This is a genomic window from Streptomyces sp. NRRL F-6676, assembly GCF_000725625.1.
Classification (GTDB): Bacteria; Actinomycetota; Actinomycetes; order Streptomycetales; family Streptomycetaceae; genus Streptomyces.
Genome location: NZ_JOHS01000007.1, coordinates 227,840 through 243,763, shown reverse-complemented (window position 1 = coordinate 243,763; position 15,924 = coordinate 227,840). Strand labels below are relative to the sequence as shown.

Below are 15,924 nucleotides of genomic sequence, written 5' to 3'. Positions count from 1 at the left end.
ACGCACTGCCCACCTCGGGGTACAGCGGGCACTACCAGGAGCGGGGGGAACGCCGTAGCGTCGGCGTTCCCCGACACGTCCTGTGCCGCGGTCGGTTCGTCACCCTGGTGGCGGCTCAGGCGGCTCAGGCGGCTCAGGCGGCGCGGCGGGCCGCCCAGGCCGTGCGCGTGGTGCGCACCCCGAGGTCGTTCCGGCGCAGCAGGGCCTGCGGGCCGTCCGGGGCGAGCAGTTCGTCCAGCGCGGCCAGGTCCCGCGGCGTCAGTTCGGGGGCGACACCGTCGCGGATCCGGCGCAGACTGCCCAGCGCGTAACGGGCGACCGCGTCGTCGCCGGCCGGGAGGTCCGTGCCCGGCCTCAGGTCGACGGCGAGGGTGCGTTCGTCCTCGACGGTGAACCCGGCGCCCGCCAGCAGGGTCGCCCAGTCGGCGTTGCGGTGGGGCAGGTGTGCGGCGTGGTGGCGGTCGAGCACGGCATGGCAGCGGTCCTCCAGGCCCGGGGCCGCCTCGGGGGCGTCGGCGGGCAGGAACCGTGGGAAACCCGCCAGTTCGACGGCCGCCAGCAGCCCGCCCGGGGCCAGCAGGGCGTGCACCCGGCGCAGCGTACGCTCCGGATCGGCCATGTGGTGCAGGGAGGCCGACGCCCACACCAGGTCGGGAGTGCCCAGGTCGGGCCAGTCGGCGGCGTCGAGGTCGGCCGTGACGGCGCGGACCCGGTCGGCGACGCCCGCCGCGGCCGCCTTCTCCCGCAGCCGGTGCAGATGGGCGGCCGAGGTGTCGACGGCCGTCACCTCCGCCTGTGGGAAGCGGCCGAGCAGGGCGAAGGTGCCGGCGCCGGTGCCGCAGCCGAGATCGACGATGCGGCGGGGGCCGCTTTTGACGGGCAGCCAGTCGATGAGGGAGGCGAGGTGGCCGGCGAGCACCTCCGCGTCCAGGTCGAGCAGCTCCGACTGGTCGTCGGAGTCGTGCGTGTGCTCGTGCTCGTGGCGGTCGGCGTGGTGGTGTGTCGCGTGCGGGGAAGGGTGGTTCATACCGCCACGCTAAGCGGCCCGGCCGCGTACGGTCCGGCCGTTCCCCGCCTGGGCAAGGAAGAGGCGGGCCGTGCTGCCGGACGCGCAAGAAGCGGGCGGCGAGAGGCGGTCGGCAGGAAGCGGTAGGTCACGGGCGGCGGCCAGGAGAGGCCGGGCAGGGCGCGCCCGGCGAGGAGCGGTCAGGACGACGGGCGCGTGGGCCGGTCGGTGCCCTCGCCGCGCCGGTGGCCGCGGCGGGCGTCGCGGTCGAAGATGCCCAGGACCTCGCAGGGTCCGCCCTCCGCCCCGATCGCGTGCGGCAGCATCGTGGGGAACTCCGCCGCCTGGTTGGTCTCGATCCGCAGCCGCCGGTTGCCCAGCAGCAGGGTCGCGGTGCCGGACAGCACGACGAGCCATTCGTGGCCCGGGTGGGCCCGCATCCGGGAGGGATTGTCGGGCGGGGGGTTGGTCATGCGCTGCCGTACGACGGTCACGCCGGGCTGCGCCTTCAGCGGCCAGCTCAGCTGCCCGCGGGCCGCGTCGATCGCCGGGTGGGAGACGACGTCGTCGACGGCGGTCTCGACCAGCTGGTCGAGGGAGGTGTCCAGCGCGCGGGCGAGGGTGACGAGCTGGTCCAGGGCCAGCCGCCGCCGTCCGGTCTCGATCCGGCTGAGCGTGGACTGGCTGAGCCTGGCCCGGGCGGCCAGCTCCTCCAGGGACCACCCCTGGGCCAGGCGCAGGGCACGGATGCGCTTGCGCACCAGACTGTCCAGATCGCCGTCACTGTCCTGGTCTTGCGTCATGAGCAGCATCGTATGCCGTACCGGCAACGCGTGCGCGCGGCCGCCCTCGGCCATGCGATGCGGCTCCTTCGTCCGTCCCCTGGTCCTGCCGGCCACGTTCGGGAACCGTCGCCAGACCTCGCTGCGCCTGCCCGCCTTCAGCGCGCCCATGAAACGGCTGCGGTGCCTGCTGCCCGACTGCCGCACGCCGCTCCCGGAGTGTGTGGCCCGCGAGCGGCGTGGCGGCGCGGCAGCCCGTACTACTTGCTCTCCAGCTTCCCCAGGGGGTTTCGCCCCTCCTCCAGCGCGGCGGCCGCCGCCTGCCAGCCGGTGTCGCCCGGAACGAGGGCGTCGCGCAGGAAGGCCGTCGTGAGCCGCTGGATCAGCGCGACGCGCGCGGGGCTCTCGTCCGTCGTCGACGTCACCTCCTGGCCGTAGATGCCGCCGAGCGAGTGCTCCGCCCCGGACAGCGTGAGCAGGCTCTTCGGGGCCGGGCTGTAGACGTAGGGGTCGGTGAACCAGTCCGGACCGCGGGTGGAGAGGAGGGACTGGTCGTTGTCCCCGGCGACGATGAGGGCCGGCGCGGTCATCCCGTCGAACGAGGGCTTCATGAAGGAGAAGTTCTCCGCGGCGAACGGCGTCAGACTGTCCCCGAGGCCGGTCAGCGCCAGCAGAACGCCCGCCGTGACCCGGCCGTCGGTCATGTCCTCGCCGGGCACGCCCTCGTCGTCCAGGACGCGCGCGCCCAGCAGGGTGCTCACCGACTGAGCGCCCCAGGAATGGCCGGCCACGGCGATCCTGCCGTGGTCGAGCCGCCCGGCGAGGCCCGGCACCGCGGCTTCCAGCAGGGGGAGGTGGTCCAGCACGCGGACCAGGTCCTCGATGCGGTGACGCCAGATGCGCGGCGTGCGGGGGTCCTCGGGGGGAAGGGCGAGCGTCCGGGAATCGAGGTGGGTGGGCTGCACGACCGCGAAACCGGAGGCGGCCCAGTAGTCCACCAGCGGACCGTAGTCGTTCATCGATCCGCCGAAGCCGTGCGAGAAGACGACGATCGGCAGGTCACCGCCGCTCGCGGGGGCGGAGACGCGGACCTGGAGGTCGTCGCCGCGTCCCGGGGCGGGCAGGAGGACCGGGCGCAGGGAGACCACAGGGGTGGGCGGGGGAGCGGTCTCCCGCAGGTCGGCCGTGTTCGGCATGGGTCGAGCCTTCCGTTCGGTATGCGTTGGTGAGTGAGGCGTCCCCAGGGAGCGCCGGGGCGCGCGGATGGACGCCACGCCCTGCGGCTGCCAGGATGGGCAGAAGCGGAACGTTGCTCCGCTCACGATACGGAACGTTGCTCCGCTTCGCAATGTTCCCGCGATCCGCCGATGTGCGAGAAGGGAGCGCCCCGGTGAACGACGGCGCCACACGGGTGGCCGGGGCCAGGCGCAAGGACGCCCGGCGCAATGAGCAGACGCTGCTGGACGCGGCCGCCGAGGTCTTCGTCGCCTCGGGAGTGGACGCGCCCGTGCGCGACATCGCGGCCAGGGCCGGCGTCGGCATGGGCACGCTCTACCGGCACTTCCCCACCCGGGCCGACCTCGTCATCGCCGTCTACCGGCACCAGGTCGACGCCTGCGTCGAGGCCGGACCGGCCCTGCTGGCCTCCGCTCCGACACCGCACGCCGCCCTCGCGCGCTGGGTGGACCTCTTCGTCGACTTCCTGGTCACCAAACACGGCCTGGCCGCCGCATTGCGCACCGACAGCACCCGTTTCGAGACCCTGCACACCTACTTCCTCGACCGGCTGCTGCCGGTGTGCGCGGACCTCCTCGACGCGGCCGTGGCCGCCGGTGAGATCCGCCCGGGCCTCGACGCGCCGCAGTTCCTGCACGGCATCGGCAACCTCTGCATCGGCGCCGAGCGCGACCCCGACTACGACGCGCGACTGCTCGTCCGCCTCCTCGTCGCGGGCCTGCGTGAACAGGGCTGAGGGAAAGGGGTACGGGACGGTGAGGAAGGGGGGCGGGGATGACGTGGACGGAGCGCACGGTCGTCCGGGACGGCGTACGGCTGGTCTGCCGGGACTGGGGCGGCGGCGGACCGCCGGTGGTGCTGCTGCACGGGCTGGCCGGCCACGCCGGCGAATGGGACGCCCTGGCCGCGCGGCTGAGCGCCACGCACCGGGTCGTCGCGGTGGACCAGCGCGGGCACGGCGCGAGCGAACGCCTCCCGCCGGACGTCTCCCGTGACGCGTACGTCACGGATGTCGTCGCCGTGGCGGACCGGTTGGGCCTGGACTCACCCGTCCTGGTCGGTCAGTCGCTCGGCGGGCACACGGCCGTCCTCACCGCCGCACGGCATCCCGGACTGGTCCGCGCGCTCGTCCTCGTCGAAGCCGGAGCGGGCGAGCCGAACCCGGACGCCCCGGCCCGCATCGGGGCGTGGCTGGACTCGTGGCCGGTGCCCTTCTCCTCGCGCGACGCAGCGGTCCGGTTCTTCGGCGGCGGGCCCGTCGGCGAGGGCTGGGCGGACGGCCTCGAGCGGCGCGGCGGACTGCTGTGGCCGCGCTTCGACCGGGATGTCATGGTCGGCTCACTGACTGAACCGGCCAGGCGCTCCTTCGCCCGCGAGTGGCGAGGGGTCGCCTGCCCCACCCTGCTCGTCCTGGCCCGGTCGAGCCTCCTCGCGCCCGCGGAGATCGGTGAACTGCTGCGGCAGCGCCCCGACATGACGTCCGTCAGTGTCCCCGGCACCGGACACGACCTGCATCTGGAACGGCCCGGGGTTCTGTACGAGCTGATCTCGCGGTTTCTCGCCGACGGGGGCCGGCCGCCCGGCGCCCCGGGCTGACCGTGCGTCAGGTCTGCTGCGACGGCGCGTACACCTCCGCGTCGACACCGAACGTCCAGGCCACCCCCTCCTTCGCCGTGCGGGTCCTCGGGGGCACGCGGAGCCAGTAGGTGCGGTGCGTGCCGTCCGGCTCGGGGGTGGAGTTGAGCACCTCCACCATCACCAGCGGTTCGTCACCTACGAGGTCGATGCGCCACAGGGTGCCGGTCTCGTCGCGGTGCAGGGGCTTGGCGTCGGAGTCCTTGAGGTAGCGGTCGTAGCCGTAGTACTCCAGCATCACGCGCCGCAGTTCGGCGTTCTCCTCCTTGTGGATCCGTACCGGCGTCAGCGTCGCCAGTTCGGTGAGGAAGTCGGCCGGGACCGGCATGCCGCGCCAGGCGTGCAGGGCGAAGCCGTCCGGGTAGGCCAGGGCGGGGCCCTCCCCGTTGTCCAGCCGCCCCGCCTCGTCCTGGTGCAGCGACACGGGCCGTTCCGACATCACGGCGACCCGGGCGTACGGCCACCACCAGCCGGCGCCGCGGCACACCTCGGTCAGTGCCTCGAACGGGCCGCCGGCCGGGGCGAACGCGGCGAGCCACGGCGCGTCGTGCTGCCCGAGCACCGCCTCCAGGAGCAGCAGCCGTATCGCCGTCGCCTCCTTGCCCGTCGTCCCGCCGGCCAGATCCTCCAGCACCCCGGTCCTGATCCGGTCCACCAGCGCCTGCGTGGACTCCCACAGCCGGCCGCCCGTCGCCGCCCAGTGCTCCGACCAGCCGCCGGCGCCCAACTCGGCGTGCAGCCGGGCGCGTTCGGCGGCCCAGGGGGCGTCACGGACCGCGTCCCGGACGCAGGCGCCCCGGTCGGTCAGCTCCCGTATCAACGACACGGCCGCGCGCGGGGACCCGGCCCACACGATCCGCTCGGGCTCGGGGAGCCCGGCCTCCCGGTAGGCCGCCCGGACGCCCGCCTCGGCCGCCGCGCGGTCGGCGGGGACGGTGGCCCGCGCCCACGCGCGCCACGTGCCCAGGCCGTCGACGGAGCCGTCGTCCGTCGAAGTGGCGTCCGCCGAACCGTCGTCCGCCGACGTCGCGTTCACGGCGCCGCCGTTCTCCGGCTCCGTCCCGGCGGCGGCCGTCACGCCGTTCCCGTCCGCCCCGCTGTCCATGCCCGCCCCGCTCATGCCCGCCCCGCTCATGTCCGTTCCGCTCCCGCTCATCGTCGTGTCCCTCATGTCTTCCGGCCCCGCGCCGGCGCCCACACCCGCGTCCGTCCGCTCCGCGCCGGCGCCGCGCACCCGCTCAGTCCGCCACGATGCGCACGGACCCGGGCACGTACTCCCGCTGCCTGATGACCCGGAACCAGCCCTCGGGCAGCGTGATCACCGCATGCTCCTCGTGCACCACCCGGCCGCCCCGGGGCAGATGCAGCAGCATCGGCCCGAACGGACCCGGCTCGCGTATCAACTCGCCCGGTCCGACGACCGCGTGGGCGTGTCCCGTGACCTCGCCGAGCGCCAGCACGAGCCGGCCCCGCGCGTCCCGCCGCTCCCTCGGCGCGTGGGCCACATGAGCCGGGACCGCTTCCTCCGCGACGGGCACGATCAGTACGTCTCCCTGCCGGTACATGGCTCTCCCCTCCGGCCGGGTGCACCGCGCACCGGCCTCATGAACGACACCGTAGGACCCACCACTGACAACGCCCCCCGCACCGCCGCCCGATCCGCCCCCGCACCGGGGTCCGTCCGCCCCGCCGACGGCGAGTGTCAGTGGCTCTTGGTAGAACTGCGGCAATCGCGAGACCGCTCAATCAACTGCCAAGGAGCATGCGCGTGTACGACGCCGACGAGATCGAGACGCTGTACGGCTTGCCCGCCCACGACTTCCCGGCCCCCGACGAGCCCCTGGACGGCCTGCCCGCCGCCGACTCCGTCGCATGGCGCGTGAGCAGCCGCGTGTACGAGGTGGACGAGGAGTGGCCCAAGGCGTTCGGGCGGTTTTGCGCCGGCGTCGACACCACCCGTGTACGGGCGCTGATCGTGGGCTCCTGGTCGGAGCCGTACGAACGTGACTCCTCCGAAGTCATCGAGGCGTTGGTGGCCGCGCGGGACCGTTTCCCGGCGCTGCGCGCGATCTTCCTCGGCGACATCGCGATGGAGGAGGCCGAGATATCGTGGATCAACCAGAACGACGTCAGCCCGCTGCTCGCCGCCTACCCGGCGCTGGAGGAGTTCGGGGTGCGCGGCGGTACCGGACTGGAGTTCACCGCGCTGCGCCACGAGGGCCTGCGCCGGCTCCAGGCGCAGGCCGGCGGGCTGCCCGCCGTGGTGGTGCGGGGGATCGGCGCCAGCGACCTGCCCGCGCTCGAACACCTCGACCTGTGGCTCGGCACCCCCGACTACAGCGGCGACAGCGAGGTCACCGACCTGGAGCCCATCCTCTCCGGCGCGCGCCTGCCGAAGCTGCGCCATCTCGCCCTGCGCAACAGCGAGATGCAGGACGCGGTGGCCGCGGCCGTCGCGGCCGCCCCGGTCGTGGCCCGGCTCGAGGTGCTGGACATGTCCATGGGCGTACTGACGGACGAGGGCGCCGCCGCGCTCCTCGGCGGACAGCCGCTGACCCATCTCCGCAGGCTCGACCTGCACCACAACTACCTCAGCGAGCCCATGCGGGACCGCCTCCGCCAGGTGCTGGAGCCGGCGGGCGTGGAGCTCGAACTGGAACGGGGCGACGCCGACGAGGACACGGAGGACGACGGCACCGTGTGGCGCTACATCGCCGTGGGCGAATGAGCCTCCCCTACGTGGCGGGACGGCGGACGGTGCGCCCGGTGCCGTCCGCGGTCCCGCCGGCCGGGTCATCGGCCGTGCCGCCGCCGCACGGCCGGCGCCTGACAGTGATCGGCAACCCCGGCAACCGCCGGGTGACGCTGTTCGCGCAGGCGGTGCGCGCGGCCGGGCTGCCCGGTCCGCGCGTCGTGCCGTGGCTCGACGTGCTGCGCGAGGGAGGCGCGGACTTCGCCGCCGACGAGATCGTGCGCCTCGACTCGCCGGGCGAGGACCCCGAGACCGACCGCCTGCTGCGGGACGTCGAGGATCCCGCCCGTGTGGAGGGCTCGGCCCGCTGGTACGCGCGCTTCACGGCCGCGGTGGGCACCCTGCGCGGCGGTGTCCGCCTGGACGACCCCGGCGACCTCGCGGTGCTGTTCGACAAACGCCGCTGCCACGCCGTCCTCCGGGCGGCCGGTGTTCCGGTCCCCGCCTCGCCCACCTCGGGAGCGGGCCCGGACGCCGCCCCGGTGCGCGGCTGGGACGACGTGCGGTCGCTGATGCGCGCCCACCGGATGCCGCGTGCGTTCGTGAAGCTCGCGCACGGCTCGTCCGCCTCGGGGGTCCTGGCCGTCGAGACGGGCGGCGGCGGCCGGATCCGGGCCACCACCTCGGTGGAACGGACCCCGGACGGCCGGCTCTACAACTCCCTCAAGGTGCGCCGCTACGAGAGCGAACAGGAGATCGCCGCGATCGTCGACGCCCTCGCACCCGACGGGCTGCACCTGGAACGCTGGCTGCCCAAGGCCTCCCAGCAGGGCCGCGCGGCCGACCTGAGGGTGGTCGTGGTGGCCGGCCGGGCCACCCACGCCGTGGTCCGCACCAGCCGTACCCCGATGACCAACCTCCACCTCGGCGGCCGGCGCGGGGATCTCGACGCGGTGCGCGAGGCGGTGGAGACCGCGGGCGCCCGCTGGGTGGACCTGCTCCAGGTGTGCGAGCGGGCCGCGGCCTGCTTCCCGCGCACCCTGTGCGTCGGCGTGGACCTGCTGCCCGCGATCGGCTGGCGCAGGGCCTTCGTCGGCGAGGTGAACGCCTTCGGCGACCTGCTGCCCGGGCTGACCGGTCTGCCCGGCAGCGGCGCGGAGGGGGCCGACACGTACGCGGCACAGGTCGCGGCCGCCCTGCACGGCCACGGCACCCAGGACCCGGCGGGCACCACCCGCCACAGCGCGCCACAACCGCAACACCTGCGACATCCGTAACGAACAGGACCACCCATGCACCAACCCACCGCACCCGGCCCACCGGCCACACCCGGTCCGCCCGGCCCACCGTCCCCCGACATGAACTCCATCGTCGGCGACCACGACATCCTGCTGGTCACCCTCGACACCCTGCGCCACGACGTGGCCGTCGAACTGGCCGAACAGGGCCGGCTGCCGAACCTCGCCCGCCACCTCCCCGGCGGCCGCTGGGAGGAGCGGCACGCGCCCGGCAGCTTCACCTACGCCTCCCACCAGGCCATCTTCGCGGGCTTCCTGCCCACCCCGGCCGGACCCGGCCCGCATCCGCGGCTGTTCGCGGCGAGCTTCGCCGGCAGCGAGAGCACCGCGCCCGGCACCTTCGTCTACGACACCCCCGACCTCGTCTCCGGACTGGCCCGGCAGGGCTACCGCACGGTGTGCGTCGGCGGCGTGGGCTTCTTCAACGGACAGGGCCCGCTCGGCTCCGTGCTCCCCGGCCTCTTCCAGGAGTCGCACTGGGAACCGGAGTTCGGCGTCACCTCGCCCCACTCCTTCGAGCACCAGATCGACCGGGCCGAGCAGGTCGTCGCCCGGCTCCCCGCCGGACAGCGGCTGTTCCTCTTCGTCAACGTCTCCGCGCTGCACCAGCCCAACTGGTTCCACCTGCCCGGCGCCACCCGCGAGGCCGGCGACACCCGGCGGACGCACGCCGCCGCCCTGGAGTACGTCGACCGGCACATCGGCCGCCTGTTCGCGGCCGCCGCCTCCCGCCGCCAATGCTTCGCCATCGTCTGCTCCGACCACGGCACCGCCTACGGCGACGACGGCTACACCGGTCACCGCCTCGGCCACCCCTGTGTGTGGACCGTGCCCTACGCCCACTTCTTCCTCGACCCCGCCGAGGCCCACCGATGACGACAGCCCCGACCCTCACGACCCCGGCCACTACCGCACCGCCGGACACCCCCTACCAGCACTACGTCTACGCCTACCCCCACAAGAGCGCCTACCGCCGGCTCCCCGACCGCCCCACCCTGACGTCCCTGTGGGCGGCGGAGGACAAGAGCGCCCTCTCCCTCTATCTGCACATCCCCTTCTGCGAAGTACGCTGCGGCTTCTGCAACCTCTTCACCCGCATCGGCGCCCCCGACGGACTCACCGGCGCCTACCTGGACGCCCTCGAACGCCAGGCCGACGCCGTGCGCGACGCGCTCGGTGACAGCGAGGACATCCGGTTCGCCACCGCCGCGTTCGGCGGCGGAACGCCCACCTTCCTCACCGCGCGCGAGCTTGAACGCCTGTGCGACATCGCCGAGTCGCGCATGGGCGCCCGGCTGGACGCGATCCCCCTCTCCGTCGAGGCCTCACCCGCCACGGCCACCGCCGACCGCCTCGCCGTCCTGGCCGCCCGGGGAGCCACCCGGCTCAGCCTCGGCGTGCAGAGCTTCGTCGAGGCCGAGGCCCGCGCCGCCGTACGCCCCCAGCGCCGCGCCGACGTCGAGGCGGCACTCGGCCGGATCCGCGACGCCCGCATCCCGGTGCTCAACATCGACCTGATCTACGGCATCGACGGCCAGACCGAGGACACCTGGCGCCAGTCCCTGGACGCCGCCCTCGCCTGGAACCCCGAGGAGCTCTACCTCTACCCGCTCTACGTCCGCCCCCTCACCGGCCTCGACCGCCACCGTGCCCTCTCCGGACCCGGCGGCGACCCGGCCTGGGACGCCCAGCGGCTGCGCCTGTACCGCGCCGGCCGCGACCACCTGCTCGCCCGCGGCTACACCCAGCAGTCCATGCGGATGTTCCGCCGCGCGGACGCCCCGTCCCAGGGCGCGGACGACTACGCCTGCCAGACCGACGGCATGATCGGCCTCGGCTGCGGCGCCCGCTCGTACACCGCCGGGCTCCACTACTCCTTCGACTACGCCGTCGGCATGCACGCCATCCGCGGCATCATCGACGACTACGTCGCCACCGAGGACTTCACCCGCGCCGAGGTCGGCCACCGGATGGACGCCCACGAGGCCCGCCGCCGGCACCTCCTTCAGTCCCTCCTCCAGGCCGAGGGCATGACCGAGAGCGACTACCGCACCCGCTTCGGACAGGCCCCCGCCGACGACTTCGGCACCGAGCTGGACGTGCTCGCCGACCGGGGCTGGCTCTCCGCCGCCGACGGCCGGCTGCGTCTCACGCCCGAGGGGCTGGCCCACTCCGACGCCGTGGGACCGCTGCTGTTCTCCCCGGCCGTGCGCGCCGCCATGGCCGCGTACGAGAGGAAGTGACCCGCCGCCCATGGACCTGACCGTCCTGTACCGGGGGCCGCTCGCCTCCTGCGACTACGACTGCCCGTACTGCCCGTTCGCCAAGCGCCGCGACTCCACCGCCCAGCTCCGCGCCGACCGCGCCGCCCTGGAACGCTTCGCGCACTGGGCCGCCGACCAGAAGGACGACCGCCTCTCCCTGCTGTTCACCCCGTGGGGAGAGGGCCTGGTCCGTTCCTGGTACCGGCGGACCCTCGCCGAACTGTCGCACCTGCCGCACATCCGCCGCGTCGCCATCCAGACCAACCTCAGCTGCCGCACCGACTGGCTCGCCGGGGCCGACCCCGACACCCTCGCCCTGTGGTGCACGTACCACCCGGGCCAGACCCCCTACGACCGCTTCCTCGGCAAGTGCCGCGAACTGGCCGACCGGGGCGTCCGGTTCAGCGTCGGCGTCGTCGGCCTGCCCGCACACCTCGACGCCGCCCGCCGGCTCCGCGCGGACCTGCCCGACCACGTCTACCTGTGGATCAACGCGGCCGAGGACCACACCTACACCGACGCCGAGGCCGGCCTCTGGACGGCCCTGGACCCCCTCTTCCCCTACAGCCGCCACCCGCACGCCAGCGCCGGACTGCCCTGCCGCACCGGCGAGTCGGTGATCTCCGTCGACGGCGAGGGCACCGTCCGCCGCTGCCACTTCGTCCGCGCCGAACTCGGCAACCTCTACGACGGCTCCTACCGCGCCGCACTGCGCCCCCGCCCCTGCCCGCTCGCCGTCCGGCCGCCCCCCCCCCCCGCCGGCGGGGGGGGCCGGGGGCCCGCCGTACCGGGTGAGCCGGTACGGCGGGCGGGACGGAACGGGCAGGAGTGCCGGCGCCCGTTCGCGAGGCGACCGGCCGGGGTGTCAGAGCGTGTGCGCCAGGCGGTCGGCCACCGCCCTGACGAACCGTCCGGGCTCCTCCGGCCGGCCGCCCTCGGCGAGCACGGCCAGGGTGTGCAGCAGCTCGGCGGTCTCCACCAGACCGCCGCGGTCCTCGCGCTCCCCGTACGCCCGGTTCAGGGCGCTCACCAGCGGGTGCCCGGCGTTGAGTTCCAGGATGCGCTTCACCTTCGGCACCTCCTGGCCCATCGCGCGGTACATGTTCTCCAGCGCGGGGGAGAGGTCGTCGGAGTCGGAGACGACACAGGCGGGGGAGGTGGTGAGCCGTGCCGACAGCCGGACGTCCTTGACCTCCGCCGCCAACTGCTCCTTCATCCAGCCGAGCAGCGCGGCGTACTCCTCGCCCTGCTTCTCGCGCTCCTCCTCGCTCTTCTCGTCCGGGACGGGGTCGACCTCGCCCTTGGCGACCGAGCGCAGCCGCTTGCCCTCGAACTCGCCGACGGTGTCGACCCACACCTCGTCGACCGGGTCGGTGAGGAGCAGCACCTCGACGTCCCGGGCACGCAGCGCCTCCATGTGCGGAGAGCTCTCGATGCTCTGCCGGGACTCGCCGGTCATGTAGTAGATGTCGTCCTGGCCGTCCCGCATCCGCTCCACGTACTCCTGGAGGGTGGTCGGCTCCTCGCCGTGCGTGCTGGCGAGGGTGGTGACGGCGAGGATCGCGTCCCGGCTGTCGGAGTCGGTGACCAGCCCCTCCTTGACCGCCGTCCCGAACTCCCGCCAGAACGTGGCGAACCGCTCGGGGCTCTTGGCCTTCATGTCCTTGAGCGAGGACAGCACCTTCTTGGTGAGCCGCCGCTGGATCATGCGGATGTGCCGGTCCTGCTGGAGGATCTCGCGGGAGACGTTGAGCGAGAGGTCCTGCGCGTCCACGACACCCTTGACGAACCGCAGGTAGGACGGCAGCAGCGCCTCGCAGTCGTCCATGATGAGGACGCGCTTCACATAGAGCTGTAGTCCGTGCCGGTAGCCGCGCGTGAACAGGTCGTGCGGGGCGTGCTCCGGGAGGAACAGCAGCGCCTGGTACTCGAACGTGCCCTCGGCCTGGAAGCGGATGGTCTCCAGCGGGGGACGCCAGTCGTGGCCGATGTGCTTGTACAGCTCGTGGTACTCGTCGTCGGACACCTCGTTCTGCGGGCGCGCCCACAGCGCCTTCATCGAGTTCAGCGTCTCGGGCGCGGCCTGCGCGTCCCCGTCCTCGCCCGCCTCGCCGCCCTCCGTCTTCGCCCCGGCCATCCGGATGGGCCAGGTGATGAAGTCGGAGTACCGCTTGACGATCTCGCGGATCGTGTACGGGGAGGTGTAGTCGTGGAGCTGGTCGTCGGGGTCGGCCGGCTTGAGGTGCAGGGTGACGGCGGTGCCCTGCGGGGCCTCGTCGACCTTCTCCAGGCTGTACGTGCCCTCGCCGCGCGAACTCCAGCGGGTGCCCTGCGACTCGCCGGCCCGGCGGGTCACCACGGTCATCTCGTCGGCCACCATGAAGCCGGAGTAGAAGCCGACGCCGAACTGGCCGATGAGCCCTTCGGCGCCGTCGGCGTCACCGCCGCCCTCCTTGGTGCCTTCCTCGGCGCTCTTCTTGGCCTCGCGCAGTTCCCGCAGGAACTCGGCGGTCCCCGAGTTGGCGATGGTGCCGATGAGCCGTCCGACCTCGTCGTACGACATCCCGATGCCGTTGTCCCGCACGGTGAGCGTCCGGGCGTCCGGGTCGGTCTCGATCTCGATGTGCAGATCGCTCGTGTCGGCGTCGAGGGTGTCGTCGCGGAGCGCCTCCAGCCGCAGCTTGTCCAGTGCGTCGGAGGCGTTCGAGACGATTTCGCGCAGGAAGACGTCCTTGTTCGAGTAGACCGAGTGGATCATCAGCTGGAGCAGCTGACGGGCCTCTACTTGGAACTCAAACGTTTCGGCCGGCATGGCTGGCGTTCACCTCACAGGTCGGGTCACCGGTATGGGTCGACGTCACTTTAAAACAGCCGGGCGGCGGGACGGATCCGTTCCCGGCGCTCCTAGGATGAGTGCGGTCGTCCCCGGGGCGGCCGGGCGGTCCACCGCCCGCCGTACCGCTCGCCTTCGCACGAGGAGATCACGTGTCCGCCGACAGCCCGTCCGCACCCGGTGACGCGTTCTGGCAGGAGCGCCGGGTCTGCTTCCTCGTCACCCCGCGTCCCGACGGGACACCGCACCAGGTGCCGGTCGGCGTCACCTACGATCCCGCGACGCGGACCGCGCGGGTCATCAGCAGCGGGGGCAGCAGGAAGGTCCGCAACGTCCTCGCCGCCGGTGCGGCGGGCGCACGGGTCGCCCTCAGCCAGGTCGACGGCCGCCGGTGGTGCACGCTGGAGGGGGTCGCCGTCGTCCGCGACGACGCCGCCTCCGTCGCCGAGGCCGAACACCGGTACGCCGAGCGGTACAAGCCGCCGCGGCCCAACCCCGAGCGGGTGGTCATCGAGGTCGCCGTCGACCGGGTCATGGGCACGGTGAAGCCGTCCGGCTGGTAGGCGCGGGATCTTCGCGCGGCAGTCAGTGGTGGTGAGTGGTGCGGGGCCGCGGCGGTCGGTGAGGTGGGCGCCGGCGGCGGTCAGTGCTGGGGGCAGCGGCGGCCCGTCCGCCGGCTGTCGGTGGCGAGGGCGATCACCTCGTCCAGTGCGCCCCGGGTGCTCACGAGGTCGTCGATCCGCCCGTCGAGCCGCCGCCGCTCGGCGGAGAGCCGGTCGAGGAGCTCCGGTGTGGCCTCGCCGTCCGCCGCGCGCGGCAGCAGCTCCCTGATCGTCCGGCTCGACAGACCCGCCGCGTACAGCCGCTGGATCAGCCGGACGCGGTCGACCGCGTCGTCCGGGTACCGGCGCCGGCCGCCGGGACCGCGCTCGGCGGCGAGCAGTTCCTGCTCCTCGTAGTACCGCAGAGCCCGCACGCTGACGCCCGTGAGGGCGGCGAGTTCGCCGATGCGCATCGATGCCTCCGGGGCGGACGGACGCCGGGGCTTGCTCCTGACGTCGACGTGAGCTTTTAGCGTAGTCCTCGCCGCATCCGCCCCCGTTGGGGTGCGGGGCGGGGCAGTGCCCTGCCCGTCCGGCGGCCTCCCCTTCTGCTTCCACCCTCCGAAAGAGGATCTTCCCGTGCCCGAAAACGACATGTCCGCTATGTCGGCAATCGATGCTCACCTCACCGCCGCCGTCCCCGTCGTCTCGGTCAAGCCGGTGACGCTGGAATCGCCCGACCGTGGTATCGATCTGCGAGTCAGGATCTCCGCGCCGGTGACCGGGGGCGCACTTCCCGTCGTCCTCTTCTCCCACGGCTACGGCTCCTCGCTGGACGGCTACGGGCCGCTGGCCGACTTCTGGGCCGCGCACGGCTTCGTGGTGATCCAGCCCACTCACCTCGACTCCCGTACCGTCGGCCTGCCCCAGGACGACCCCCGCACACCGCGGCTGTGGCGGATCCGGGTCGAGGACATGAAGCGCGTCCTGGACCACCTCGATGTGCTGGAGGCCGCCGTCCCCGGCCTCCGCGGACGTGTCGACCGGGACCGTGTCGCCGCGGCCGGGCACTCCTTCGGCGGCCAGACGACCGGCAACCTCCTCGGTCTGCGCGTCCTCGACCCGGTGACCGGGAAGGAGGAGGACGACCTGTCCGACGCGCGGATCAGGGCGGGCGTCCTCCTCGCCACGGCCGGGAAGGGCGGCGCCGACCTGACCCCCTTCGCGGCCGGCAACTTCCCCTTCCTCAACCCGAGTTTCGCCCGTATGACGACGCCGGCCCTGGTCGTCGCCGGCGACCGGGACGACTCCCCGCTGTCCCACCGGGGGCCGGACTGGATGACGGACGCCTACACCATGAGCCCGGGCGGGAAGAGTCTGCTCACTCTGGTCGGGGCCGAGCACTCCCTGGGCGGGATCCCCGGCTACGAGGCCGCCGAGACGACGGACGCGGACCCCGTGCGTGTCGCCCTGCTCCAGCGCGTCACCTGGGCCTATCTGCGCCACGCCCTCGGGATCGACGACGCGGCCTGGGCGGCGGCGCGCAGGGCGCTCGCCGGCGACGGGGGCGACGGTGCCATCGCCCGGGCCCGCCTGGAGACCAGGGAGCCGGGCGGAGCATCCGCGCGGTAGGACG

At 73.6% G+C, this 15,924-nt stretch carries 15 protein-coding genes and 1 pseudogene; 9 read left to right on the top strand and 7 right to left on the bottom strand.

Annotated features, from left to right (window positions below; genetic code table 11):
* Positions 1 to 133 precede the first annotated feature (133 nt).
* The 3 genes from IO29_RS06470 to IO29_RS06460 form a co-directional block, all read right to left on the bottom strand.
* Positions 134 to 1,027: a class I SAM-dependent methyltransferase gene (locus IO29_RS06470; RefSeq protein WP_030382019.1), complete on the bottom strand. Its 894-nt coding sequence runs from the start codon at positions 1,025 to 1,027 to the stop codon at positions 134 to 136.
* 179 nt (positions 1,028 to 1,206) lie between these two features.
* Positions 1,207 to 1,809, bottom strand: a complete 603-nt coding sequence (locus IO29_RS06465; RefSeq protein WP_051707340.1) for a helix-turn-helix domain-containing protein — start codon at positions 1,807 to 1,809, stop codon at positions 1,207 to 1,209.
* 239 nt (positions 1,810 to 2,048) lie between these two features.
* On the bottom strand, positions 2,049 to 2,984 hold the full coding sequence (locus IO29_RS06460; RefSeq protein ID WP_051707278.1) for an alpha/beta hydrolase family protein: 936 nt from the start codon (positions 2,982 to 2,984) through the stop codon (positions 2,049 to 2,051).
* A gap of 194 nt (positions 2,985 to 3,178) precedes the next feature.
* On the opposite strand from IO29_RS06460, the gene IO29_RS06455 reads away from it, so the two are divergent.
* Positions 3,179 to 3,760 carry a TetR/AcrR family transcriptional regulator gene (locus IO29_RS06455; protein ID WP_030382016.1) on the top strand — a complete coding sequence of 194 codons (582 nt, stop codon included), beginning with the start codon at positions 3,179 to 3,181 and terminating at the stop codon, positions 3,758 to 3,760.
* Positions 3,761 to 3,798: 38 nt separating this feature from the next.
* Positions 3,799 to 4,620: an alpha/beta fold hydrolase gene (locus IO29_RS06450; RefSeq protein WP_030382015.1), complete on the top strand. Its 822-nt coding sequence runs from the start codon at positions 3,799 to 3,801 to the stop codon at positions 4,618 to 4,620.
* Positions 4,621 to 4,627: 7 nt separating this feature from the next.
* On the opposite strand, the gene IO29_RS06445 is transcribed toward IO29_RS06450, so the two are convergent.
* Positions 4,628 to 5,794: a DUF6745 domain-containing protein gene (locus IO29_RS06445; RefSeq protein WP_078618459.1), complete on the bottom strand. Its 1,167-nt coding sequence runs from the start codon at positions 5,792 to 5,794 to the stop codon at positions 4,628 to 4,630.
* Between the two features lie 103 nt (positions 5,795 to 5,897).
* Entirely contained in the window at positions 5,898 to 6,224 is a 327-nt protein-coding gene (locus tag IO29_RS06440; RefSeq protein WP_006140196.1) for a hypothetical protein, read from the bottom strand.
* A 203-nt stretch (positions 6,225 to 6,427) separates the two neighbouring features.
* Here IO29_RS06440 and IO29_RS06435 point away from each other — a divergent pair, with 203 nt between their 5' ends.
* From IO29_RS06435 to IO29_RS36360, 5 genes and pseudogenes are all read left to right on the top strand, one after another.
* Entirely contained in the window at positions 6,428 to 7,387 is a 960-nt protein-coding gene (locus tag IO29_RS06435; protein WP_106969699.1) for an STM4015 family protein, read from the top strand.
* Complete coding sequence (locus tag IO29_RS06430; protein ID WP_030382012.1) at positions 7,384 to 8,628, top strand: STM4014 family protein; 1,245 nt, start codon at positions 7,384 to 7,386, stop codon at positions 8,626 to 8,628. Before IO29_RS06435 ends, IO29_RS06430 begins: the two co-directional genes overlap by 4 nt.
* Positions 8,629 to 8,709: 81 nt before the next feature.
* Positions 8,710 to 9,525, top strand: a complete 816-nt coding sequence (locus IO29_RS06425; protein WP_030382011.1) for an STM4013/SEN3800 family hydrolase — start codon at positions 8,710 to 8,712, stop codon at positions 9,523 to 9,525.
* A complete protein-coding gene (locus IO29_RS06420; RefSeq protein ID WP_030382010.1) occupies positions 9,522 to 10,892 on the top strand; it encodes an STM4012 family radical SAM protein in 1,371 nt (456 codons plus the stop codon). Before IO29_RS06425 ends, IO29_RS06420 begins: the two co-directional genes overlap by 4 nt.
* A gap of 10 nt (positions 10,893 to 10,902) precedes the next feature.
* Positions 10,903 to 11,652, top strand: a pseudogene (locus tag IO29_RS36360) (STM4011 family radical SAM protein); the annotation flags it as partial.
* Between the two features lie 126 nt (positions 11,653 to 11,778).
* On the opposite strand, the gene htpG reads toward IO29_RS36360, so the two are convergent.
* Positions 11,779 to 13,725, bottom strand: coding sequence for a molecular chaperone HtpG (gene htpG, locus IO29_RS06410; RefSeq protein ID WP_030382008.1), 1,947 nt, complete (start codon positions 13,723 to 13,725; stop codon positions 11,779 to 11,781).
* Positions 13,726 to 13,898: 173 nt separating this feature from the next.
* Between htpG and IO29_RS06405 the strand changes: the two genes are divergently transcribed.
* On the top strand, positions 13,899 to 14,309 hold the full coding sequence (locus IO29_RS06405) for a TIGR03618 family F420-dependent PPOX class oxidoreductase (protein WP_030382007.1): 411 nt from the start codon (positions 13,899 to 13,901) through the stop codon (positions 14,307 to 14,309).
* Positions 14,310 to 14,389: 80 nt separating this feature from the next.
* Here the strand turns inward: IO29_RS06405 and IO29_RS06400 are convergent, their stop codons facing one another.
* Positions 14,390 to 14,761, bottom strand: a complete 372-nt coding sequence (locus IO29_RS06400) for a MerR family transcriptional regulator (RefSeq protein WP_030382006.1) — start codon at positions 14,759 to 14,761, stop codon at positions 14,390 to 14,392.
* A 181-nt stretch (positions 14,762 to 14,942) separates the two neighbouring features.
* Here IO29_RS06400 and IO29_RS06395 point away from each other — a divergent pair, with 181 nt between their 5' ends.
* Complete coding sequence (locus tag IO29_RS06395) at positions 14,943 to 15,920, top strand: alpha/beta hydrolase family protein (protein ID WP_063738120.1); 978 nt, start codon at positions 14,943 to 14,945, stop codon at positions 15,918 to 15,920.
* The last annotated feature ends 4 nt before the right edge of the window (positions 15,921 to 15,924 follow it).

Excerpts from the sequence above, each read along its gene's own strand:
- IO29_RS06470 (WP_030382019.1), bottom strand. The coding sequence starts at position 1,027 with ATGAACCACCCTTCCCCGCACGCGACACACCACCACGCCGACCGCCAC.
- IO29_RS06465 (WP_051707340.1), bottom strand. The coding sequence starts at position 1,809 with ATGACGCAAGACCAGGACAGTGACGGCGATCTGGACAGTCTGGTGCGC.
- IO29_RS06460 (WP_051707278.1), bottom strand. The coding sequence starts at position 2,984 with ATGCCGAACACGGCCGACCTGCGGGAGACCGCTCCCCCGCCCACCCCT.
- IO29_RS06450 (WP_030382015.1), top strand. The coding sequence starts at position 3,799 with ATGACGTGGACGGAGCGCACGGTCGTCCGGGACGGCGTACGGCTGGTC.
- IO29_RS06445 (WP_078618459.1), bottom strand. The coding sequence starts at position 5,794 with ATGAGCGGGGCGGGCATGAGCGGGGCGGGCATGGACAGCGGGGCGGAC.
- IO29_RS06440 (WP_006140196.1), bottom strand. The coding sequence starts at position 6,224 with ATGTACCGGCAGGGAGACGTACTGATCGTGCCCGTCGCGGAGGAAGCG.
- IO29_RS06430 (WP_030382012.1), top strand. The coding sequence starts at position 7,384 with ATGAGCCTCCCCTACGTGGCGGGACGGCGGACGGTGCGCCCGGTGCCG.
- IO29_RS06425 (WP_030382011.1), top strand. The coding sequence starts at position 8,710 with ATGAACTCCATCGTCGGCGACCACGACATCCTGCTGGTCACCCTCGAC.
- IO29_RS06420 (WP_030382010.1), top strand. The coding sequence starts at position 9,522 with ATGACGACAGCCCCGACCCTCACGACCCCGGCCACTACCGCACCGCCG.
- htpG (WP_030382008.1), bottom strand. The coding sequence starts at position 13,725 with ATGCCGGCCGAAACGTTTGAGTTCCAAGTAGAGGCCCGTCAGCTGCTC.
- IO29_RS06400 (WP_030382006.1), bottom strand. The coding sequence starts at position 14,761 with ATGCGCATCGGCGAACTCGCCGCCCTCACGGGCGTCAGCGTGCGGGCT.
- IO29_RS06395 (WP_063738120.1), top strand. The coding sequence starts at position 14,943 with ATGTCCGCTATGTCGGCAATCGATGCTCACCTCACCGCCGCCGTCCCC.